Annotated in this window: 18 protein-coding genes and 2 tRNA genes; 13 read left to right on the top strand and 7 right to left on the bottom strand. The window is 58.9% G+C overall.

The annotated features are described in order from the left end of the window. Positions 1-125 precede the first annotated feature (125 nt). The gene (locus NZK35_RS04470; protein WP_259631394.1) at positions 126-2414 is read left to right on the top strand and encodes a DUF4159 domain-containing protein; all 2289 of its coding nucleotides are present in this window, start codon (positions 126-128) and stop codon (positions 2412-2414) included. Between the two features lie 24 nt (positions 2415-2438). Here the strand turns inward: NZK35_RS04470 and NZK35_RS04465 are convergent, their stop codons facing one another. Both NZK35_RS04465 and NZK35_RS04460 read right to left on the bottom strand, forming a co-directional pair. After that, a complete protein-coding gene (locus NZK35_RS04465; protein ID WP_259631393.1) occupies positions 2439-2945 on the bottom strand; it encodes a hypothetical protein in 507 nt (168 codons plus the stop codon). 7 nt (positions 2946-2952) lie between these two features. After that, positions 2953-4035 carry an extracellular solute-binding protein gene (locus NZK35_RS04460; protein WP_259631392.1) on the bottom strand — a complete coding sequence of 361 codons (1083 nt, stop codon included), beginning with the start codon at positions 4033-4035 and terminating at the stop codon, positions 2953-2955. Between NZK35_RS04460 and NZK35_RS04455 the strand changes: the two genes are divergently transcribed. The 3 genes from NZK35_RS04455 to NZK35_RS04445 all read left to right on the top strand — a co-directional run bounded on the left by NZK35_RS04455 (position 4035) and on the right by NZK35_RS04445 (position 8567). After that, positions 4035-5411 carry a hypothetical protein gene (locus NZK35_RS04455; RefSeq protein WP_259631391.1) on the top strand — a complete coding sequence of 459 codons (1377 nt, stop codon included), beginning with the start codon at positions 4035-4037 and terminating at the stop codon, positions 5409-5411. The two genes, NZK35_RS04460 and NZK35_RS04455, sit on opposite strands and share 1 nt — an antisense overlap. A gap of 274 nt (positions 5412-5685) precedes the next feature. Further along, complete coding sequence (locus NZK35_RS04450; RefSeq protein WP_259631390.1) at positions 5686-7587, top strand: S8 family serine peptidase; 1902 nt, start codon at positions 5686-5688, stop codon at positions 7585-7587. 104 nt (positions 7588-7691) lie between these two features. Then, positions 7692-8567 carry a hypothetical protein gene (locus tag NZK35_RS04445; RefSeq protein ID WP_259631389.1) on the top strand — a complete coding sequence of 292 codons (876 nt, stop codon included), beginning with the start codon at positions 7692-7694 and terminating at the stop codon, positions 8565-8567. 69 nt (positions 8568-8636) lie between these two features. Here NZK35_RS04445 and NZK35_RS04440 read toward each other — a convergent pair whose 3' ends face one another. After that, positions 8637-9068: a four helix bundle protein gene (locus NZK35_RS04440; protein WP_259631388.1), complete on the bottom strand. Its 432-nt coding sequence runs from the start codon at positions 9066-9068 to the stop codon at positions 8637-8639. 94 nt (positions 9069-9162) lie between these two features. Continuing rightward, the gene (locus NZK35_RS04435; protein ID WP_259631387.1) at positions 9163-10245 is read right to left on the bottom strand and encodes a M42 family metallopeptidase; all 1083 of its coding nucleotides are present in this window, start codon (positions 10243-10245) and stop codon (positions 9163-9165) included. 491 nt (positions 10246-10736) lie between these two features. Here NZK35_RS04435 and NZK35_RS04430 point away from each other — a divergent pair, with 491 nt between their 5' ends. The 4 genes from NZK35_RS04430 (at position 10737) to NZK35_RS04415 (ending at position 13777) form a co-directional block, all read left to right on the top strand. Next, positions 10737-10886 (top strand): hypothetical protein, encoded by a 150-nt coding sequence (locus NZK35_RS04430; RefSeq protein WP_259631386.1) that lies wholly within the window; start codon positions 10737-10739, stop codon positions 10884-10886. A 259-nt stretch (positions 10887-11145) separates the two neighbouring features. After that, positions 11146-11718 (top strand): response regulator, encoded by a 573-nt coding sequence (locus NZK35_RS04425; RefSeq protein ID WP_094412462.1) that lies wholly within the window; start codon positions 11146-11148, stop codon positions 11716-11718. Positions 11719-11983: 265 nt separating this feature from the next. Further along, positions 11984-12526 (top strand): cyclic pyranopterin monophosphate synthase MoaC, encoded by a 543-nt coding sequence (moaC, locus tag NZK35_RS04420; protein WP_259631385.1) that lies wholly within the window; start codon positions 11984-11986, stop codon positions 12524-12526. A 111-nt stretch (positions 12527-12637) separates the two neighbouring features. Then, on the top strand, positions 12638-13777 hold the full coding sequence (locus NZK35_RS04415) for a polyprenyl synthetase family protein (RefSeq protein ID WP_259631384.1): 1140 nt from the start codon (positions 12638-12640) through the stop codon (positions 13775-13777). A 136-nt stretch (positions 13778-13913) separates the two neighbouring features. On the opposite strand, the gene NZK35_RS04410 is transcribed toward NZK35_RS04415, so the two are convergent. Next, entirely contained in the window at positions 13914-14522 is a 609-nt protein-coding gene (locus tag NZK35_RS04410) for a glycosyltransferase family 2 protein (RefSeq protein ID WP_259631383.1), read from the bottom strand. A 196-nt stretch (positions 14523-14718) separates the two neighbouring features. Here NZK35_RS04410 and hisI point away from each other — a divergent pair, with 196 nt between their 5' ends. Next, positions 14719-15114 carry a phosphoribosyl-AMP cyclohydrolase gene (gene hisI / locus NZK35_RS04405; RefSeq protein WP_259631382.1) on the top strand — a complete coding sequence of 132 codons (396 nt, stop codon included), beginning with the start codon at positions 14719-14721 and terminating at the stop codon, positions 15112-15114. A 176-nt stretch (positions 15115-15290) separates the two neighbouring features. On the opposite strand, the gene NZK35_RS04400 is transcribed toward hisI, so the two are convergent. Beyond that, on the bottom strand, positions 15291-16448 hold the full coding sequence (locus NZK35_RS04400; RefSeq protein WP_259631381.1) for an outer membrane protein assembly factor BamB family protein: 1158 nt from the start codon (positions 16446-16448) through the stop codon (positions 15291-15293). A 229-nt stretch (positions 16449-16677) separates the two neighbouring features. On the opposite strand from NZK35_RS04400, the gene aroE reads away from it, so the two are divergent. Together aroE and NZK35_RS04390 are read left to right on the top strand one after the other, a co-directional pair. Beyond that, entirely contained in the window at positions 16678-18171 is a 1494-nt protein-coding gene (gene aroE, locus NZK35_RS04395) for a shikimate dehydrogenase (protein WP_259631380.1), read from the top strand. 19 nt (positions 18172-18190) lie between these two features. Next, positions 18191-18739, top strand: coding sequence for a GNAT family N-acetyltransferase (locus NZK35_RS04390; RefSeq protein WP_259631379.1), 549 nt, complete (start codon positions 18191-18193; stop codon positions 18737-18739). A gap of 182 nt (positions 18740-18921) precedes the next feature. Here the strand turns inward: NZK35_RS04390 and NZK35_RS04385 are convergent, their stop codons facing one another. Beyond that, positions 18922-20826, bottom strand: coding sequence for a redoxin domain-containing protein (locus tag NZK35_RS04385; protein WP_259631378.1), 1905 nt, complete (start codon positions 20824-20826; stop codon positions 18922-18924). Positions 20827-21280: 454 nt separating this feature from the next. On the opposite strand from NZK35_RS04385, the gene NZK35_RS04380 reads away from it, so the two are divergent. Next, positions 21281-21354 (top strand) — tRNA-Ile (locus NZK35_RS04380). A gap of 87 nt (positions 21355-21441) precedes the next feature. Beyond that, positions 21442-21514, top strand: a tRNA-Ala gene (locus tag NZK35_RS04375). Positions 21515-21938 lie beyond the last annotated feature (424 nt).

Below are 21938 nucleotides of genomic sequence, written 5' to 3'. Positions count from 1 at the left end.
ACCTCAAGAAACACATGGGGAAAATGCTTCACAGCGTGAGGCGTACAGACCAATCAGTGTAAGATGCAAGCCTGGGTTACTGGTAAGGGGGGGACCACCGATTGTTACGCTGCATCGCTCTGTTTTTGTCTATTGTTGTCGGCTTGGGCGTCGTCCCTTCCAAAGTCCACGCGGCGGTGGATGCGGCGGCGGTCAATCGCGCGATCGATCGCGGGGTTACCTATCTTCGCAGCACCCAAAACGATCGCGGCGGCTGGGATGAGTTTCAGGGCCAGTCGTGCGGCCTTTCTTCGCTGTGCACCCTGGCGTTGCTCAATGCCGGTGTCTCGCGTGATGATCCCGCGATCAAGAATGCGATGACGTACCTGCGGGCCACGGTTGCCGAGAGCACCTACTCGGTCGCCCTGCAAACGCTGGTGTTTTGTCAGCACGGATCGGCCAATGATTTACCACGCATTCGCAACAACGTGACCTGGTTGACCGAGGCTCAGACAGCCACGGGGGCGTGGAGCTACGGCGGCAAACGACAATTCGGCGGCGACCCCTCGAACGCGCAGTTCGCACTCCTCGCTCTTGGGGCGGCTCAAGACCGAGGCGTTGCGGTCGAGCCGGAGGTGTTTGAGCAAGCAATCGACTATTGGGAATTGCAGCAGAATCCCAACGGCGGCTGGAGCTACACCGGCGGAGCACCGACGGGAAGCATGACCTGTGCCGGGATCGCTTCGCTGATCATCGCCAACGGCCGTTTGGGCAACGCCAGTTCATCGGTCAAGGACGGCAGCATCGCATGTTGCGGAGGTGATTCCACGAAGCAAGATCCGATCGCGCGCGGCATCGATTGGCTGGGCAAACGCTTCAGCGCCGAAGTCAATCCCGGCGGCAGCGCCGACACCTATTACTACTATCTGTATGCCATCGAGCGGACGGGGCGTCTTTCCGGACGCCGCTTCTTTGGCGGTCACGATTGGTATCGCGAAGGCGCCGAACGACTGATCCGCCAGCAGGATGGCTTTCAAGGATTTTGGGAGGGCGGACAATGGGAACGTCCCACCGTCGCCACGTCGTTCGCGTTGTTGTTTCTATCCAAAGGCAAGCGTCAGGTCGTCGTCGGGCAACTCGAACGCGACAAGACGGATCAACCGGAATGGCAACCCCACCCGGACGCGCTGCGGCAACTGGTGCGGCATGTCGAACGGGCTTGGGGACGTGACCTGACCTGGCAAACCGTCCAGCTGGAAAACGCCGGCCTGATCGATTTGCTGCAAACACCGGTGTTGGTCATCAGCGGCAAAGAAACGCTAGCCTTGAGTGCGGAAAAAAGCGAGTTGCTGAAAGATTACGTGGACCAGGGCGGTACGATTGTGTTTGACGCCAGCGGTGACAGCGGCTGTGGGAACGCGGCGAATTTTCAAAACAGCGTCGCCAACCTTTGCGCCCAGTGGTATCCCAACGCCCCGCTGGAACGCCTGCCGACATCACATCCGGTGTGGAACGCCGAACGAAATGTGGATCTCACTGCGATGCCCAACGGGTTTTGGGTGTATGGCGTCCAAGCCTGCTGTCGTACCGCCGTTTTTTATGTTCCGCAAAGCCTGACCTGTCGATGGGAATTGGGCGACCGGCTGTTCCAACGTGGTGAAACCGACGATCCGGTTCGACGCCAAATCGATCACTCGATCCGCATCGGACAAAACATCATCGCCTATGCGACCGGGCGTGAATTAAAAGACAAGCTGGACGCCCAGATCGTGCTGCAAGCCGACGCGATGGAATTGACCGAGCGGGGGACGACACGAATCGCACGCCTGGACGTCGGCGCCGGCGGCGAAGACGCGCGGCGTGCGCTGCCCAACGCCTCGGCCATCATCCGCAAGCAAACGCAGGTTGCGATCAGCGTGCCCGCAGACCCGGTCCGGTTTGACGAGCAAGACTTGGCCGAAGTGTCGGTGCTGTGGGTCCACGGGCGACGCGACTTTGTGCTGACCGCCGAGCAGCGCGACGCGCTGCGCCAATTTGTCGAGCACGGCGGCGTGATTTTGGGCACCGCGATCTGTGGCGACGAAGCGTTCGCCCAAGCGTTCCGCCGTGAGTTTGCTGCGGTGCTGGGCCAGAATTCGCTGCAATCGATGCCTTCGGACCATCCCATGCTGACCCCCCAGTACTTCGGTTACGATTTGCGTTCGGTCACCATCCGACGGATCGGTCGCGGAGCCGGCGGCCAACAAATCCGCCGGCAAACCTCACCACCCATCCTCGAATACGCCGAATTCGATGAGGTGGTCGCGGTGGTGTTTTCACCGCTGGACATCAGCTGCGCGCTCGAAAGTCAAAACTCCGTCCAATGCCCCGGCTACGGAACCGAAGACGCCGCCAAGATCGTCACCAACGTCGTGCAGATGGCGCTCAATCAGTAGGGCATGCTGTGCATGCCATTGTCGCTACTCCTGCTGCTCTCGCTGTACCAAGCCGTCTGCATTCGTCACGCAAGCTTCGAGCGATTGCTCCGTCTGCTCGCGAATCCGCTTGACCAAGATGACCCCAGCGCCGAATGACAGGAACGCGACAAACGCGACCCCGGCGATCAACTTGAAGAACAGTCCCTGAGGGATATTCTGAAAGATGGCTGCCAGTGTGAGGTTGATTGTTAAAATGCCGGCCATCAGCAATGGCGGGAAAAGCGTCACGAAACGACGCATCCAACGGACGCCGCCTAGATCTGCTGAAACCGAAACCTTTCCACGCGTCAGATGACTTTGACGCAGCGTGATCGTCGTCGCACCGAGAATTGGATTCTGCTTGGTGCTGCGCATGCCCTTGTGCGTCAACGTGACTTCGTTTTCAGTTTGTGATGCCAGCCGAAACCCACACGAAATCAACTGCCGGGCAGCTTCATTGACGACCGCGTTTTCATTCGAATGAACGGGAAGAATTGCTTCGTAGTGCATGGGAATCTCAATCCGGGAACACCGCCATCACTTCTTCGGCCCACTCGGTCCAGCCTTCCGCGGCGGCTTCGAAATCGACTTTCATCCAACGTACCGGTTCTTTCGGCATCACACGCGGCCGGTACTCGCTGTCGCGGCTGATCGGCAATTGGCTGCTGTCGCCCATCGCCAACCGGTCTTCGGTCTGAGCGGAGACCAGATAGTCGGCAAGTGTTTCTGCGGCGACGGGGTGGGGAGCGTCTTTCAAGATCGCCAAGGTGTTGGGAATGCGTAGCGTTCCCGGTTGGTCGGATTGCTGATCGGGGAACACGATCGCGACCTTTCGCAATTGATCTTTTTCGATGATCGCGTCGTCGGTGTCGGTCAGCCCCCAGGCGACTTCGCCGGACGAGACCGCCAAGGCGACTTGTTTGTTGCCCGACAACACCACCGCGTTGTCGTGAATCTGTTTCAAAAACTCCAGTGTTTCATCATGACCGTCGCGGACACGGAGCACCGCAAAATGCGTCGCCGTGGTACCGAACAAGGGTCGAGCCATCGCGCAATTGTGTTTCCATTTCGGATCCATCAGATCGGCCACACTGGTTGGGTAGTCGTCTTTGGAAGGAATCTTGTCGGTGTTGATCAGCAACACACGCGCCCGGGCGGCGAATCCGCACCACGAACCGTCGCTGGCGATCATGTCGCTGGGCCAGCCCGGGGCGACCGCCCATGTCCGCGGTTTCAGCAGACCGAGTTTTTGCAATCGAACGGTGTGCATGATCTCGTTGTTCCAGAACACGTCACACACCGGCGAATTCTGTTCAGCGAGGATTTGATTGACCAGGCCGACGGTCTTCGTCGATTCAACATCAAATTTGCCGACGATCCCGGTCTCGTAGTCCACACTTCGTTCATAAGCGGCAAAAATCGGCGTCGCGAACTGCTCGTCCAGCGCCGAGTAGACCACCACGTCCCGCTCCGCCTTCGGAACACAGGCCGCAGTCGAAAACAGCAGCGGCCAGATCAGCAGCGGCCAGATCAGCAGCCTCAACCGCGACGGAGCGAAGGTGAATCGTCGTTTCGCGACGGGGAGGTTAGAATGGTGCAATGGTTTCATATTTTGAAGATCGTTTGGTCAACGTCGAAGGGTGCTCCGACCCGGGACATGTCGGTGCGTTGCCGCGCAAGCTTGCCGTCCAAGTGCATACCTGCTGCCGGAGCAGCATTCTAACACTGATCGCGTTGATCAGCATCGCGGCGCTGAGTGCTGCGGACACCTCGGCGCAAACGCCGCCCCCGATGCAGGCGGTGGAGGGCAAGCACATTGTGCTGAAATCGGATTCGGGGTCCCGGGAATCGTTGGTTGAACTGGTGGAAGCCTATGACGCCGCGGTGCCCCAGTGGGAACGGTTTTGGCAACTGCCGCCGGGGACACTGGATCGATGGCGGGTCGACGCGTTTGTGATGGCCGATCCGCAGCGGTTTCGTGACAGCGGGGATCTGCCGCCGGATCTGAGTTTTCCGTTTGGCTATGCCATCGATTCGAACATTTGGGTGATCCGCCAAAAAAGCGACTACTACACACGGCATTTGTTGTTGCACGAGGGCGTGCATGCTTTGGCGATCGAACTTTTCGGCGGCACGGGGCCGTCGTGGTTCGCCGAAGGGCTGGCGGAAATGCTGAGCGTTCACCGCGGCGTGGGCGGTCAAGTCGAAGTCAACACGGTGCCGGAATCAACGCAGGTGGTTCCCTACTGGGGACGTTTCAAACTTCTCTCGCAACGTCGCGACGAGCAGCGGATCCCGACGCTCGATGTCGTGCTGCAGTACCCGCCGGATCTGAAAAGCGACGTCGAATCGTATGGCTGGAGCTGGGTCGCGGCGATGTTACTCACCGAGTACCCCGAGTATCGACCGGCCGTGTTGGCCGAAGCCAAAAATGGCAGCCTTCGGACCGTCGCGTTTTCGACTGCCTTCAAACGGCGATTGAGTCAACAGTGGCCGATCGTGCAAGCCCGCTGGCGGATGCTAACCAATACGATCGATTATGGATTCGATTGGTCGCGCGAGCGAATCGATTTGGCGATCCGCGACAGACTTTGGCGGGGCAACCCGATCGAAACGACGATCCAGGCGGATCGTGGCTGGCAGAGCGTCGGCGTTCGATTCGCCCCCGGCATGCGCGTCAAAATTTCCCCGCACGGACGGTGCAGCCTCGACGACGATCCGAAACCGTGGATCAGCGAGCCACCCGGTGTCACGATTCATTACGCCAACGATCGACCGCTCGGGCAACTGCTGGTGTGTGTCTTGCCCAACAAAACCGAAGAGCAACGACAACTCGAACCACTGCGGATTCGCAGCGTCGAAGCCGACACCGAACTCGTCATCGACAAACACTGTTGGTTGCTGTTTCGAATCAACGATCACCTCGGCGATCTGGGCAACAATCGCGGCGGCTACACGGTGTCGATTCGGAGGTAGGAAGATTTCGGAGGTAGGAAGATTTCGGAGGTAGGAAGATTTTTGAAATGCGACCGACACCGGGCAGCGTTCGTACAGGCCAATTTTCTTACCTCCAAAATATTCTTACCAACCCCAATCTCCCACCTCAGCGTGAATGATCTCCCGGCCCAAGTATCACGCCACAACGCTTACGACAAAATTGAACCTGACCCGGCTCAGCGGTTTTGATACGGTCGGCTCGAACTCGCTGGGTTCCCCGTTCTAATTCTTGCCCGTGTGTGGTGGGTCTGTGATGCGTCGACGAAAAGGATTTCGTGGTGGTGTTCATTTTGCCAGTTGCCGACGGCTCGGGGTCGAATCCCTCGAAACGCGTCGACTGCTTGCCGGCGACTCACTGTCTCTGTCACAGCATCGGATTGATGACACGCCAGCGATCCAAAGCGTCATCCAACAAGTCCAAGACCTTGCTGTCAATTTCAGCACCTCCGACGCCGCCGGCGAAACGCTGCGGACGGCGGCCAACTTGGGTGTGGTCGATGGAACGCTGCAACGTGCCGGGCGGCTCAGTTGGTTCGACCGGGTCGATGTGGTTCGTTTCGAAATCGCCGCCGATGCCAAGGTGCGGATCACTCTGGATCAACTCAATCGCGACGCGAATCTTTATGTTCTCGATCGCAACGGTAACCTGATCGGTTCTTCGACACGTTCGTCCAACCGCAGCGAATCGCTCTCGGGGTCACTGCCCGACGGCGAATACTACGTCGCGATTTCCTCGGTCGATTATCGAAGCATTTCTTATCGACTGACCTTGGACGTTCAGACAGCGCGATCGCAACCGACGGCGAGTCCCCCGGCGGCACCGACACCGGAACCGGAGCAGCCACCGCCGCCCGAGCCGACCACCGTGACGCCGCTGGCGGAAGTGGCCTACTTCGGCGGCAGCCGGGAATGGAATCTGAATGCCGTCGCGGCACCGGAAGCGTGGGCGGCCGGTTACCGTGGACAAGGCGTGACGGTTGCCGTGATCGATACCGGAGTGGATTTAGATCATCCCGACTTGGCCGGTGCTTTGTACGTGAATCCTGGCGAGATCGCCGGCAACGGGATCGACGATGATCGCAATGGATTCGTCGATGACGTTTCGGGTTACGACTTCGTCTCCGGTGACGCGATCGCGGACGACGGCAACGGACACGGAACCCACGTCGCCGGCACAATCGCGGCAGGCGACAACGGTTTCGGCGTGACCGGCGTGGCGCCCGATGCCAAGATCCTGCCCGTTCGAGTGCTCGACGATTCCGGCAGTGGAACCGATGGTGGTGTGGCCGCCGGCATCCGCTACGCGGCCGATTTGGGCGTGCAAATCATCAACCTCAGTCTCGGTGGCGGGATCAGTTCGCGGATCGCCAGTGCGATCGACTACGCGACCTCCTTGGGCGCGCTGGTGGTGGCTGCTGCAGGAAACGAGTCGGCGGCCAGCCCGAGCTATCCGGCGCGGCACAGCGCCGAATCGACCAGCGTGCTTTCGGTCGGCGCCTACGACTCGTCGGGCCGCATCGCGGGCTTCAGCAACGACGTCGGCGGCAGCGGCGCGGTTCAAGTCGACGCGCCGGGCGTGAGTGTTTACAGCACCTCTGCCGGTGGCGGTTATCGTTCTCTCAGCGGCACCAGCATGGCCAGCCCGCATGTGGCCGCTGTCGCAGCGCTCACGTTGTCGGCCAACCCGCAGCTGACGTCTTCGCAATTGCGGGAATTGCTCTCCAGCGGAACCGTCGGACAAGCCACGTCGAGTGATTCGATCGGCAAGGTCAGCACCTTGAAGTCGGTCGCCTTTGCCGCCGCGGGTCTAACGTCGGCCGGTGATGTGACCGGTTCGCAGATCGCGACCTCGGCCACCTCATCGACCCAAGTCCGAGCCGCGCGAGGAATCATCCTGCCCTCCCCAGCGGACTCGATAACCAAGTTCTCACCGGAAGTGGCAGAGCGAACGGTGGAGGGCCTTGCCCCCTTGCCCGTCGAAGGGTCTCGCACCAAGAAAATCAGTTTTGCTGAAGCGATGTCATCGCAGGCCGTCGACAATGCGTTGGCGGACGTCGATGTCGATTGGGCGGACGCATCATCAGGACGCGGCGATGCTGAGCCGAGGGTCGAGCTGCGAGCGGATTTGAACGCGGCAAACATCACGTGGGGATAATCACCCTCGACTCCTCTCGATCGATGACCAGCTGAGCTACAACTCAACCACTTTGATCGGCTAGAATGCTCGCAGCCCTCCCACCCAACGCTGTGAGCATCAGGATGACGCATCGGCAGACCAACACCCGGAAACAAACACGCCACCGAACCGGCAAGACGCGGGCGGTGTCGCCAAGCGTGCACTCGGCGGGGCCTTCGCCGCGTGATCCCGAAGTCTTGGGGCGACTGGCCGGTGAAGTCGCCATCCGTACGCTTCCCGCGTCGCAGCGGGATCAGTGGCGACGACAGATCTATGAGCAGATGCTGTTGACCAGTCGCTGCATCGACGGGCCGAATTTCCAAAAGGTCTCGCCGGAAGACGTTTCCAGGATGATCCGGTTGTACGACGACCGCTTCTTCGACGGCCGAATCCTCAGTGCCGCGTCGGCCGAAGGAATCTCCTTTCAATTGTCATCCCGAATGACCAGCGTCGGCGGCAAATTGGTCACCCAATATCCCGAAGGCAGCTATGACGGGCGGCGACAATTTGAACTCGTCCTTTCCAGCACGCTGCTGTTTCAAACGTTTGAAGACGTTTCGCGGCCGATCGAGGTCGCCGGGTGCCTTTGCCATGACCGCTTGGAGGCGATGCAACGGATCGCCGAGCACGAATTCGTGCATCTGATCGAGATGTTGATTTGGAACGACGGCAATTGCAGCGAAGCCCGCTATCAATCGATCGCCCATCGCTACTTCGGCCACACCGACTATCAACACAACTTGATCACCCAGCGTGAACGTGCCGCGGTCCGTTTCAACATCCGCGTCGGCGACGACGTGGTCTTTCATCACGAAGGGCACCGCATGCAAGGCCGCGTCAACCGCATCACCCGCCGCGCGACCGTGCTGGTCCCCAACCCCGCCGGGCAAAAGTTCAGCGACGGAAAACGCTACTCACGCTACTACGTCCCGCTGGAACGGCTGCGCCGGGTTAAATAGGTTTCAAGTTTCAAGTTTCAAGTTTCAAGTTTCAAGTTTCAAGTTCCAAGTTCCAAGTTCCAAGTCATTTCAGCAGATTTGGCTATCGACCATGTAGGGTTCGCGAAGTTCTCGGATGTACTTTCGACCGCGAAAATCAGATTTGTTCAGATAGCTAATGAATCCGTTGATCAGTCGGCTGATTTCATGACATTTGTTCTGTAGGTCCTCAAACTCGTGCTCGTCGAGGTAGCGTTCATCGTAAGCAACGTAGAGCTGGGATCGAACCTCGCCGCACGAGGCCTTGGCATGCGAAAGGAATTGGACAAATTCCTTGTTGCCATCCCGTTCAAATCCCTCTGCGATGTTGGATGTGATCGAAATCGAAGCCCTTCGTATCTGATCTTTCAGCGCGAAGTCTCGCGCAAAATCGTTTTGACGTGAGCATCGATAGATCAGCTGGGTCAACTCACGGCCCTTTTGCCAAGCCAAAATGTCCTCAAACCTCGTAATCGCGGCCATCTCAACCTCCCGTTTGAACCTGAAACCTGAAACCTTCAACCTTCAACCTTCAACCTTCAACCTTCATCCTAAATCTGAAACCTAAATCTGAAACCTAAATCTGCCCCCCCGGCGTAAAGTCATCGTCGGCCGTGAGCGCCGCAGCGAAGTGGGCGAGAAGTTGCGCGACGTGATCGATGTCCTCCAGCGAGATCGCTTCGACGGCTGAGTGCATGTAACGATTGGGGATCGCCACCAGCCCGGTAGCGACGCCGGCGCCGTGGAGTTGCAAGACGTTGGCGTCGTTGGGGGTCGCGCGTCCGATGGCGGCCAGTTGGTAGGGGATGTTGTTGGCTTCGGCCAGTTCGATCAACCGCGTGGCGACTTTGGGGTTGATGTTCGGTCCGCGAAAGATCACCGGTCCGCCGCCGAGGCGCAGGTCGCCTTGTTTGTTCTTGTCGATGGTGGGGCAGTCCGAGGCATGGGTGACGTCGACGGCGATGGCGACGTCGGGATGGATTCCACCGGCGGCGGTTTTGGCGCCACGCAGTCCGATTTCTTCTTGAACGGTGGAGACGCTGTGCAGGTGGCAGCCGATCCCGCCGGCGCCGGCCAGTTCTTTCGCGCGTCGCAACGCTTCGATCACCGTCCACATCCCGGTCTTGTTATCCATCCCGGGACCGCTGACGAGTGAGTTCATCAGCGGGCGGAGCTGCAGGTCCAACGTGATCGGGTCGCCGATGCGTATCTTCTGGCGCGCCTGTTGGTCGTTATTGGCTCCGACGTCCAACCACATTTCGTCCAGTCCGACAACCTTTTTGCGTTCGTCGTTGTTGAGCAAGTGAATCGGCTTGCGGCTGATGACCGCGGGGACTTCTCCGGAGTCGGTCCAGATCGACATGGCTTGCCCGATCAATTGTTGGGGATCCCAACCGCCGATGGTTTGCGCGTACACAAAACCGTTTTCATCGATGTGGGAAACCAACATCCCGATTTGATCGCAGTGCCCGGCCAACATCAAACGCGGTCCGTCACCGTTGCCGACTTCGGCGATCAAGTTGCCGTGCACATCGATGCGCACGCGGTCGGCATGGGGCGTGATGTAATCTCGAATCAGTTTCTGGATCCGCTCTTCGTATCCCGAGGGACTGGGCGTGGCGATGGCTTGTTCAAAGAAGGCGCGAGCGTTGTCTTGCATGACGATCGTGGCAATGGTGGCGGATAGGCGAAAAGGGACGACTGATTTTGCGGCCAGATGACTCGTCGATTGGCATGTTGTCTAGACCGATTGGGGGCGAAAATGAACTTTATGAAAAGTTTTTTTTCTTCGCAAATCGTCCGTTTCGGTGCAACAGAATCCGGGCCTTCAGTGTCTAAAGTCCTGGAAACACGGGTGTTTTGCATCACCGGCATCAATCCGGCCGTCCCGATTGATCCGGTCAAGGACCGTCACAGGGGCCATGACGCTTGTTCCCTTCCAAACGCCCTAAAGAATTGGGGCGGTTTTGCTCGACACTAAGTCTCGGATCGACAGTTTTCGACTGGGTTCTCTCGCGGAGAACGGTTTTCACCGTCTCGATGCAGGAGGGCTGGTGGCAGCCGAGTTGTGGATCCGCCCAGGGGGGGATTCTGGGAAAGCAATCGAGTCGAGGGCGTCGCGTTCGTGACACCTCTCTTACTCGAAGGCAGATGGCGACTATAGCCGAACGTTCCTGTAAACATCGGCATGATGACAACACCCATCATCATGTCAGCCGTGTTTCGCGATTGGAACGTTGGGCGTTGGTCGCCGGACGTCACAGCATCTACCCCGACCAAAGCGGAGTGATCCGTTTGTAAACGTTTGAAACCTAGCAAGTGATCCCGTTCGGTAAGCGTCACAGGATGTGAGCCGGGTGGCCTGACCCAGCTTTCGGTTTGCAGCACACGACAGCATTCAGGTTCGTAAGAGTTTGTCTCAGCGATCAGGACCGGTGAGACAGATGAAACGAACGAGAAGGCGTGCGGCACAACTGATCGATCAAGGCCATGAGAACATTGGGTACCGACGCACCATTGTTCGAGGGAATAATCAACGAGGCGTTATGGAGAGCCTGATATGAAGGTCTTTACGACTGGACAGGTCGCCAAGATTTGCAAAGTCGCACCCCGAACTGTTTCAAAATGGTTCGATTCGGGGCGTTTGAAAGGCTACCGAATCCCAGGATCACAAGATCGTCGTATTCCACGTGAATACCTGATCAAGTTCCTGAAGGAGCACGGCATGCCGTTGGGTGACTTGGAGGACGAAGCGATGGCCAAGTGCCTGATCGTCGCCCAAGATCAAGTTTTGATCGAGAACTTGAAGCGAGAATTACCGCCGGAAAAATCGTTCAAGGTCGCTGTTGCGGCGAGCGGTTTCGAAGCCGGAATTCAAGCCGAAAGCTTCACGCCAGACTGCATCATCGTGGACTTTTCGATCGGCAAGATCGAAGCCGTACAAATTTGCCAGAACCTGCGCAAAAATGCGGATTTCACCGATGTCATTCTGATCGCGCTGTTGCCCGATGACGGCCAGCCGATGAGTTTTGATCGAAGCAGCATCAACGAGACGTTCAAAAAGCCGTTCGACGCCCATCTGTTGGCTGAACGACTGAGAACACTCGTCGGAGCAAAGAAAGAACTGGTGTGAACGGTTCCTGCCCAGGCTCACGCCGCCGCAGGACAAACGCTTCACCACCGACCACAACGAGAACGCCACACATTTCCCGCAAATGTGTGGCGTTTTTTTTTTCAAGTTTCAAGTTTCAAGTTTCAAGTTTCAAGTTTCAAGTTTCAAGTTTCAAGTTTCAAGTTGGCGGCAGCGGGTTGCGGAGTGGAGAGATTTCGTTACAGAATCGCAGCGACGGCCATCGGCAGCAAACCTTTGGAACTTAAAACTTGAAACTTAAAAAAACATGCCTTCCAACCACTTCGACGCCGATGGCAACGTCCACATGGTCGACGTTTCCGCCAAAACGGTCACCAAACGCATCGCCACCGCCTCGTCGCGGATCTCCATGAACGCCGAAGCGGCCGAACGGGTGCGGCAAGGGACCAGCCGCAAAGGCGATGTGCTGGCGGTCGCCCGGCTGGCCGCCATCGCGGCGACCAAGTGGACACCCCATCTGATCCCCCTCTGTCACGCGATCCCGATCGAGTCCGCTGAAGTCGACTTTCAGTGGGCCGAGGAACAAGGGGCCGAGGAACAAGGGGCCGAGGGATCCGAATCGCCGCAGCCGATCTCGTCCCCGCAACTGATCTGTCGCGTCACCTGCGCGACGTCGGGAAAGACCGGCATCGAAATGGAAGCCCTCACCGGCGCCAGTGTCGCCGCGCTGACGGTTTACGATATGCTCAAATCCGTCGATCGAGCGATGCAGATCGGACCGACGCGACTGGAAGGGAAAGAAGGTGGCCAGTCAGGGACGTTCGTGCGAAATCCGGGGACACATCCCTAATGCGACCAATCGTCCCCCTTTGATTTCGTTATCCCTGGTCTCTAATTGCGGTTCATCACCCAATACGACGGATCGCCCCGTCCCCCCCTTCCTGCAGACACGCGTAAGAAAATGGACGCTTCTGAGACGTTTCGAGACCGCTCCGACACGGTACAGGTCGACACCGACAGCCGCGTCGGCGGCAACCGCAACGGCGTGCCGCAGAACGGATCCCGCCACCCGCCCCCCACGGGCGACCACCCGGTCCGCGGGTCGAAGAACAGTGCTGCCCCCTCGGCCAATCCGCTGCTGCAGAGACTTTATGGTCCCATCAGCAAGCCATTGGCCGGGGTCGAAGCCACGCTGCGCTCGCAATTACAAAGTCCCTTCGAAGGCGTTTCGGCATTGCTGCGCCACGGAGTCGCTCTAGGTGGCAAGCGTCTGCGGCCGGCCGTGCACTTGCTGATGGCCGAAGCGCTCGGGGGCGTGAAGCCGAGCAACATCACCATCGGAGCGGTTTTGGAGATGGTCCACACGGCAACGCTGGTCCACGACGACGTGTTGGACGAAGCCGCGACGCGCCGGCATGTCCCCACCATCAACGCCCAATGGAACAATCACACCAGTATTCTGCTGGGCGATTATTTGTTCGCCCAAAGTTTCCAATTGGCCGCCACACTCGACAACACCCGCACCTGCCAGTGGGTCGGCCAAGCCGCACGCCTGGTTTGCGAAGGCGAGTTGCGTCAAGTGCTCGGCCGCGGCGATCTCGAGATCGAACGCGAGACCTATTTCGAAATCATCCAAGGGAAAACCGCCGAACTGTGTCGCGTGGCCTGTTCGCTCGCCGCCGCGGAAGCCGGTTGTGATGCGGAAACGACCGATCGACTTGCCGACTATGGCAACAGTCTCGGGATCGCGTTCCAGATCGCCGACGATTTCTTGGACCTTTGGGGCGACGATGAAGCGGTCGGCAAGACGCTGGGAACGGATCTGGAACAGGGAAAAATCACGCTCCCAATCATCCGTCTGCTGGAAACGGCAAACCCCGAGCGACGAGACGCCATTTTGACGGTCCTTAACGGTCCATCGGCCAGTCGGATCTCACAGATTCGCACCTGGCTGGATCAATCCGACGCCAGGGAATTCACCGTCGCAACGGCAGCCGAATTCAAGCAACGCGCCCTCGATGCGATCGCCGATCTGCCCACCGGGGCGGCCAAAAATTGCCTGATCGAAATCGCCGAGTTCTCGATCCAACGCTCGTTTTGACCCTTCGGTCGAATCGTCGCGTTTTAGCAATGCACGGAAAAGAAGTGGGATAGGCTTCCAGCCTGTCGATGCTGAGAGGACAGGCTGGAAGCCTATTCCACTTCAAGAGATCCGACACGTTTATTCCGTTCGTTGCTCAGCGGAGCCTTTCTCCGACTTTCGCCCGTTCGATCGTCTTGATGCGATCGGTCTCTCCTTCCAACCAATAGCGTTTGCCTTTGGGAGCCGAGAGACGCTGCAGATGCGGTCGGCGGATCATTTGGACCGAGCAGGGTGTGCTGGCGTCGGTTCGGATTTCGACCGACGTATGCTTGTCGGTGCCCCATTGTCGCAAACGCCTCAACAGCGGCGGTGCGAGGGGCTCTTGGCGACTTTCAGCCCTTGCCGCGACGACCGACTCATCTTCGCTCATCACCAGCAGCCGACGGAGATCCTCCATCCGCATCTCGGCGTCTGTTTCCTGGATGAACACCAGCTCTCCGGTCGCCCGTTCCAATCCGGTTTGTCCGGCCGCTTCCATGCCGCGCGGCCGGTCGTGTCGAGCGATCCGAACCTGGGGGTACCTGGCATGCAGTTCTTCCAAGATGTCCCGCGTTTCATCACGGCTGCCGTCGTCGACGACAATGATTTCCGCGACCTCGTCGGTCAGATCGATCAGGCCTTCCAGGACGTTTTCCACCCTCCGGACGATCTCATGTTGCCGATCGCGAACCGGCAGAACGATCGATAGTTTTGTCGGTGACATGAAGGAAAACCCCGATTCAGCAACGATTGGACAAGAAAGTGTAGGTTGCTTATCGTCCGCACCGCGGCGGTCCCTTCAGCGGCCGGGCTCGGCGAATCGATTCGACCGGGGCGGCGTGTCAGTCGTTCCGTTTACTACGAATCTGCCTATAATCCTCGCTGCAAATCCAATCCCCTTTCCCCCCGGACAACTCGCCGTGATCGATGTCTCCGCCGCAGTGGACTTTTCTCGGGGCGTCGACGGTTTATTGCCGGCGATCGCGCAAGATGCCGACAGTGACCGCGTTCTGATGATGGCCTGGATGAACGAAGACGCGTTTCGGGAGACGCTGGCGACCGGTCAAGCCGTCTATTACAGCCGCAGCCGCCAATCACTGTGGCGCAAGGGTGAAACCAGCGGGCATCGCCAGAGCGTCAAAGAGATCCGTGTGGATTGCGACCGCGATACGATTTTGTTGCGCGTCGAACAGGTCGGGGCGGCCTGTCACGAAGGATTCCAAAGCTGTTTCTTTCGCGCGGTCGATCCCCACGACGCCTCGTTGACCACCGTCGACCCGCGTTTGGTCGACCCGAAAAAAGTCTATGGGAACTAAAGTAGGGCATGCTGTGCATGCCATTTTCGCGTACGGCATGCTGTGCATGCCATTTTCGCGTAGGGCATGCTGTGCATGCCATTTTCGAGTAGGGCATGCTGTGCATGCCATTTTCCCGTAGGGCATGCTGTGCATGCCATTTTCGCGTAGCCATCCGTCACGCACAGCGTGACCTACTACTTGCCGCGGAAGCAACGCACCACGCCGTCGTCATCGGCGACGAACAGCTCGGTGTCGGTGACGGCAACCCCGGCGACGAAGCTGCCGCGAATCTCGTAGCTCCATTTCAAGGTCCCGTCGGCCAGGGAGAGTCGCAGCAACCGCCCGTCGGTCGCGGGAAGCCAGACGTCGTTGCCGGCGATCACCGGGGATGCATCGGCGAACCGCCGCAAGGTGTGTCGCCAGATTCGCTTGCCCGTCTTCAGGTCGATCGCATCGACTTGCTTGCGCTGGCTGCTAACGACGGCGATTTCACCGGAAATCGCCGCACTGTTGCGATACTCTTGGGCTTGCAACGGGTCTTCGTACCGCCACAGCTGCTTCTTGTTCTTCCAATCAAAGGCAAACACCGAGCCGTCGTGGGTCGGCAGGATGGCGAGCTCGCCGCGGACGGCCGGTGTGCTGCCGGTCGGGCCTTCCAGCGGCATCCCTTCCCCATCGGCCTTGCCCGTTTTTAAATCGACCACGTGCAGTTTGGCATCACAACCGCCGAGAAAGGTGCGATCGCCGGCGATCGTGGGGGAACATTGGATCTGGTCTTCGGCGGCATAGGTCCAAACCGGCTCTCCGGTCGCCAGCTCGAAACAGTACAGCTTGCCGTCCTGGCAGGCGACCAGCACCTTGTCCTGGTAAATCGCCGCCGAGCCGCTGATCTCACCGTCGGTCGTTTGGGTCCACAGCTCGCTGCCGTCCTTGACTGATAATGCGTACACGTTGCCGTCGTAGTCGCCGATAACCAGGCGGTCCCCGGCGATCACGGGCGAGGCCAGGAATCCAGTCTGGTAATCTTTCCGCCAGCGTTCCTGTCCGTCGCGACGAGCCAGGCAGTAGATTTTCCCCATCACATCGGCGACGAAGACCTGGTCGCCGATCACGATGGGAGTCGATTCAATGGCCTCATCGGCTTTGAATTCCCAGGCCACCTGCAATTCGTCGGGCAGCTGTGCCGTGGTCGCCCCCGACGCGGCGGCGTCACCTCGCGGGAAGGCCCAGTCCGAACCCTGAGCAGCCCCCCGGCTCGCGGTCACCCCGATCGCGACGCAAATCAGTCCGATCACGGGGATTCGGGTCGAGGGGGCCAAAGTGAACATCCATCGCGTTTTTGAGCTCATCATTGAAGACCTGCTGTGTGCTTTGTCCGTGCTGTATTTGTGGCAGAAGCGTTGGATCGAACCGACCGGCGGTTCCTCAGGGGAATTAGACTACACCCCTGCTCGTTGCATTCGGTGCGATCTATTATACGCGGGCGGCACTCGGGGCAGTAAACTCGTCATGGAGCTCACCTCCCGCTGCCGAGGCCGCCTCACGCACTTCATCACCACTTTCCTCGTACTTCAATACCCTATGATTTGTGTCAGTCTCGGTCGCAGTCGCCACACCCGGATGATTGGCGAACACAAGCATTTGGTCGAACAAGGCGCCGAACTTGTGGAATTGCGGCTGGACTATGTCGGTCGAGCCGTCAATCTGAAACGGCTGATGGATCATCGGCCCGGCCCGGTCGTGATGACCGTTCGGCGCCGTCAAGACGGGGGGCGTTGGACCAAGAGCGAACAAGACCGACTGATGCTGCTGCGGTCGGCGATCGTTGCGGGTGCCGAATACGTGGACATCGAAGCCGACGTGGCATCCCAGATTCCGCGTTACGGCAACACCAAACGAATCATCAGCTACCACGATTTTTCCGGCACCCCGGACAATCTGGAAGATCTGCATGCGGCGATGGCCGAAGAAGACGCCGACATCGTCAAAATCGCAACCATGGCAAACTCGTTCGCCGACAACGTGCGGATGTTCGATCTGATCCGCAAAGCAAAACTCCCCACCATCGGGATTTGCATGGGCGAGATCGGCACCATCACGCGAATTTTGGCCAACCGATTCGGCGCGCCCTTCACCTATGCGACCTACAGCACAGACAAGAAGATGGCGCCCGGCCAGCTGAATTGGAAAGAAATGACCAATTTGTACGACGTCAAAAACATCAACGCCGAGACCGAGTTGTTCGGCGTGATCGCCGATCCGGTCGCCCACAGCTACAGCCCCTTGGTGCACAACACGGCGTTCAAGGCCGAAAAGATGAACGCGCGGTACCTGCCGCTGCGTGTCCCGCAAGACGATCTGCATCACTTCATGGACAGTGTCGACAAGATCGGACTCCGCGGCATCAGCATCACCATTCCCCACAAAGAGCGGGCGTTGGACTACTGCACCCAAGCCGAATCGAGCGCCAACGGGATCGGCGCGATCAACACCATGGTCTTTCACGAAGACGATCGCCTGGGCTACAACACCGACTACCGCGCCGCGATGGACTGCATCGTCGAAGTCTTGGAAAAGAAAGACGTGCCCCGCGAGAACGCGCTTCAGGGTGTCACCGCGATGGTGTTGGGCGCCGGCGGAGTCTCTCGCGCGATCGCCTGGGGGCTGCGACAACGCCAGGCAGACGTCGTCATCGCCTCCCGCACCGAAGAGCGGGCTCGACTGTTGGCTTCGGAGGTCGGTTGCCGCGTGGTGCCATGGGAAGATCGGCACAACCAAAAAGTCCAGCTGCTGATCAACGGAACGCCCGTCGGCATGCACCCCGATGTCAACAAGTCCCCCTTCAAGGCATCGGCGCTGAACCAATTCATGGTGGTCTTCGATACCGTTTACAACCCGGAAAACACCCTGCTGGTCAAATACGCCAAGCAGGCGCAGTGTCGAATCATCACCGGGATCGATATGTTTGTCCGCCAGGCGGCCTATCAATTTAAATTGTTCACCGGGAAAGACGCCCCGGCGATGTTACTGCGAAAAACCATCAAGCAAGCGACCAATCCGGTCCAGCTTCACTGACCAGGGTTGGGCCACTGCATTGAACGATCTTCCGCCCCCCGATTCCACCCCACTGGCTCTCCCGCAACTCCGACAGGCTCTGCCCAGCGATGCCGCGGCAATCCATGCCTTGCTGCGTCCCTTTGTGATGCAACGGCTGCTGCTTTCGCGGACCCATGCCGAACTGATCGAACTCACCCGGCACGGTTTCGTCGCAATGGTCAGCGAACCGCCAGATGCCCCGGCGCCCGACATTCCATCACCGAGTGACCCGCCACCGAGCGACGAAGTCACGCCCGAGGAACCGGTCCAGCGCTGCGTCGGGTTCTCCGCGGTCGAGGTCTACAGTCCCAAGCTCGCGGAACTGCAATGCCTCGCCGTGCATCCCGACTACCAGCGGTTCGGTGTCGGAAAACGCTTGGTCCAGATGTGTGTCGACCGGGCCAGAGATTTAGGCATCATGGAGATCATGGCCATCAGCTCGTCCGACCGCTTTTTGGAAAACTGTGGGTTTCACTACGCGCTTCCCGACCAGAAGCGAGCCTTATTCCAACAGCTCCGCCCCCGACCGTACGAGGATCGGAGCTGAAGTTTCAAGTTTCAAGTTTCAAGTTTCAAGTTTCAAGTTTCAAGTTTCAAGTTTCAAGTTTCAAGTTTCAAGTTTCAAGTTTCAAGTTTCAAGTTTCAAGTTTCAAGTTTCAAGTTTCAAGTTTCAAGTTTCAACCAACCTGGAACCTGGAACCTGNNCCGAAACCCGAAACCCGAAAAACTTTATTTCACCATCTCTTCGATCACGCCATCGAGTTCGGCGGCTCGAACGTTGTGTCGTACGACGGTGCCGTCCTTGTCGACCAGCATCATCGTCGGCAGCGTTTGCACACCGAAGGCTTTAGAGAGCCGGCTCGATTCCAAGCCGCCCTCTTCAAACAACTGAATCCACGGCAAGCGATTCTCGCGGAGGAATGCTTCGGCATCGCCACGCCGTGCATCGACGTTGATGCCGACCAGCGTCAACCCTTCTCGCTTGTAGCGGCCCTGCAGGCGGCTGAGCAGTTTCATGTCTTGCTTGCAGGGTTCGCACCAGGTTGCCCAGTAGTGGACGATCACCGGTCGACCGCGAAGCTGTGAGAGCTTGAAGGACTTGCCGTCGATGGTCGTGCCTTCGAGCTCGATTTTGCGTCCCACCGACTCCAGCCGCCGAACGGCGCCGGCGGCTTTTTCGCCGGCTTCGGTGCCTTTGTGTCCGTCGCGTACTTTTCGGTAGTACGCCAAGGCCTCTTTCTCGTTGTCTTCGAACTCTTTGGCCAGCGCCAATTGCAGCATCGCTTGTGCGGATTCGATCGTCCGGGGGTGCGCATCGACGAACGCGGCAAGCGTTTCCAGGTACCACATTTGGACCTTCTCGAAATCCGCATCCGGCGTTTGCTTGAGCACGTATTCGGCCTGGATCGCCTGGTAATTGGCATAGGCCGCCAACGCGTCATTGGCGCGGGCGAATTTGCCGGCCACGCGTTTCAGCCGGTCCAGCCCGTCGGGGTATTGTCCGCTCTGCACGGCAACACTGACGGTGTCGACCAATTGCCGCGTCCAGGTCGCCCGGTCTTCATCATTGCCCGACCCCGCGATCAGTTTTTCGACCAAATCGGCGCGGGCGGCGTGCAGCGCCGGCAGCCCCGCTTCGGGGGCGGACGCCAGTTTTTTGTCGAGCGATTCGAGCTGGGTGACCAGGGTCTGGAGCCCGGAATCGGATGTCGGTTTCGACGCAATCGCCGCACCACCGGGGGTAAAGAACAGTCCGCTGGACTGGGTCAGGGCGCCGTCGTCGCCGACGTTGGGCAACGAGACCATCCGCCAGCGATCACCGACCTGGACCAGCGTTCCGACCATCAATTGTCCGCTTTGCCCGCCATTTTCGTACATGGCAACGACGTTTTCGTAGACCACCACGTCTTCCGTGCTGCCGTTGGTGCCTTCGGGAACCAGCCCGGGGGCCGGGGCTGCGAATTGAAGCCACTCCGTTTCGGGACCGATGGCGGTCTGTGATTTTGCCAGATCGGCGAAGTTGCGCGCCGCCAGCTTGGCCTTCATTTCAAGTTCTGCCAGCTTGGCTTCCCCAAGCCCGAGGGACTTCAGTTCCGTGGGGGTGGCCAACAAGCGGGCGAAGCGCCGTGGGTCCTTGTCGCGGAGTGCGGCGACGACTTCGGCCGACACCTCTTCGGCCGAGATCCGCCGCCAGGCATCGATGCGGCCGTCTTCGTCCTGATCCACGCCCCAGCGGGTGCCGGTGTTTCCCAGCCAACGATACTGGTCGGCTTTCCCGTTGAAATCCGCATCGATGTCCCGGTAGGCCTCCACGCCGTAGTTGTAATATGACCAAAGATCGATCTTTTTGTCGCCGTTGGTGTCGACGAAACGACGCAGCAGGTGACCGTCGGGGCCGGTCACTTCCCAGCCGTTCTGACCGTCTTCGGTGATATCGCTGACCGTGCATTTGGCCACTTGCTCGGCGGGAACGAGCTCATAATTGGCATCTTGCTGCAGCGGTTTCAGCGAAAGCGCCTGGGCAGCGGTGGGGCTCTGTGCGACGGCAGGGGGTGCCGAACCGGCCTGAATCGCCGTAGCAGCAGCGAAAATCCCCGCGCCGAGCCACTTGGAAAGCCGCGTCTTGCGGAACATGGGCGTCACGAAACACGCATCCCAAGCGTGCCGTTGGCCCCAAGCGTGCCGTTGGCGTCGAGTGTTGACGTTAACCAGGGGAGGTCGCCGAGTGGAACGATCCATCATCTTCACGGGTGTCCATAGAGTGGGAGAGTTGATACGCGGACTATTTTGACCGAACCCGGGGCTTTGTTGGAATGTCGATTTAAGTGAAATGGACGTTGTGCCGAATAAAACTGGTCCACCGGCAAACAAATCTCGTCCGAGGAATGCTTTGGCGACGGTCGTTCCGGCGGTTGGCGGGGAATCGGAGAAGCTTTTTTCGCTTAGAATGCCAACTTGGCTTTGACAGCCATTTTGGTTTGCGTAAACTTCTCGCTCGCCCGGCGGGACTTGCCGTGTGGGACAGCTCTGGCTGGACACTGATTTGAAAGCTCTGCTTTCACTGCAGATGGTGTTGCCGGGCAAACAAGGGCGTGTAGCTCAGTTGGTTAGAGCGCGTCGCTGATAACGACGAGGTCCCAGATTCGAGTTCTGGCACGCCCACTCGGTTGCTTTGCAACCAAAATCGAAGTGAACTGAAATTTCAAATTTGAGATTTCAAATCTGAGATGCACCCGCCAGGGTGCCCTCGGGGGTATAGCTCAGTTGGGAGAGCGCCTGCTTTGCACGCAGGAGGTCGTCGGTTCAAGTCCGTCTACCTCCACTTCGGTTCAATGGGAAAGAAAGCCGGTCGGATTGACGAACACGTCAAACCGATCGACCAGGGAGATCGCTCGCCCAGCGCGAGCAAATGCCATGCCGGCACAGCCTGTGTGCGACCCACAAGGCGGCTTCAAACCGTCCTTGACGACGGGCGCCGCCGCCGCACGTGTCGCCTGGCAACCTGATCTTTCCACTCCTGCACGAGGAAAACCTCACTGCGGGACCGCGGAAGGCCGCGGCGGAACGCTGAGAAGAAGTTTTCTTGGTTTTCCGATGAAGAACGGTTGACGGCCACGGCTGTCGGCTCTATCTTCCCGCCTCGCTCGTGAGTGACCGCCCGCCGCAGAGTTCTGCGGCGGGCGGCTGCTAACGCAGCGTCCTTCGACTGCACCTTATCGGGGTGGAGCCGGAGAACTGATTTTTGA

It is taken from the genome of Stieleria sedimenti (assembly GCF_025060895.1).
GTDB classification, from domain to species: Bacteria; Planctomycetota; Planctomycetia; order Pirellulales; family Pirellulaceae; genus Stieleria; species Stieleria sedimenti.
This window is presented reverse-complemented; position numbering and strand designations above follow the sequence as displayed.

Coding starts and splice junctions, on each gene's coding strand:
- NZK35_RS04385 (WP_259631378.1), bottom strand. CDS start 20,826: ATGTTCCGCAAGACGCGGCTTTCCAAGTGGCTCGGCGCGGGGATTTTC.
- NZK35_RS04455 (WP_259631391.1), top strand. CDS start 4,035: ATGGTTTCATATTTTGAAGATCGTTTGGTCAACGTCGAAGGGTGCTCC.
- moaC (WP_259631385.1), top strand. CDS start 11,984: ATGCCTTCCAACCACTTCGACGCCGATGGCAACGTCCACATGGTCGAC.
- NZK35_RS04445 (WP_259631389.1), top strand. CDS start 7,692: ATGACGCATCGGCAGACCAACACCCGGAAACAAACACGCCACCGAACC.
- NZK35_RS04435 (WP_259631387.1), bottom strand. CDS start 10,245: ATGCAAGACAACGCTCGCGCCTTCTTTGAACAAGCCATCGCCACGCCC.
- NZK35_RS04450 (WP_259631390.1), top strand. CDS start 5,686: ATGCGTCGACGAAAAGGATTTCGTGGTGGTGTTCATTTTGCCAGTTGC.
- NZK35_RS04415 (WP_259631384.1), top strand. CDS start 12,638: ATGGACGCTTCTGAGACGTTTCGAGACCGCTCCGACACGGTACAGGTC.
- NZK35_RS04440 (WP_259631388.1), bottom strand. CDS start 9,068: ATGGCCGCGATTACGAGGTTTGAGGACATTTTGGCTTGGCAAAAGGGC.
- aroE (WP_259631380.1), top strand. CDS start 16,678: ATGATTTGTGTCAGTCTCGGTCGCAGTCGCCACACCCGGATGATTGGC.
- NZK35_RS04410 (WP_259631383.1), bottom strand. CDS start 14,522: ATGTCACCGACAAAACTATCGATCGTTCTGCCGGTTCGCGATCGGCAA.
- NZK35_RS04425 (WP_094412462.1), top strand. CDS start 11,146: ATGAAGGTCTTTACGACTGGACAGGTCGCCAAGATTTGCAAAGTCGCA.
- NZK35_RS04465 (WP_259631393.1), bottom strand. CDS start 2,945: ATGCACTACGAAGCAATTCTTCCCGTTCATTCGAATGAAAACGCGGTC.
- NZK35_RS04430 (WP_259631386.1), top strand. CDS start 10,737: ATGGCGACTATAGCCGAACGTTCCTGTAAACATCGGCATGATGACAAC.
- NZK35_RS04400 (WP_259631381.1), bottom strand. CDS start 16,448: ATGATGAGCTCAAAAACGCGATGGATGTTCACTTTGGCCCCCTCGACC.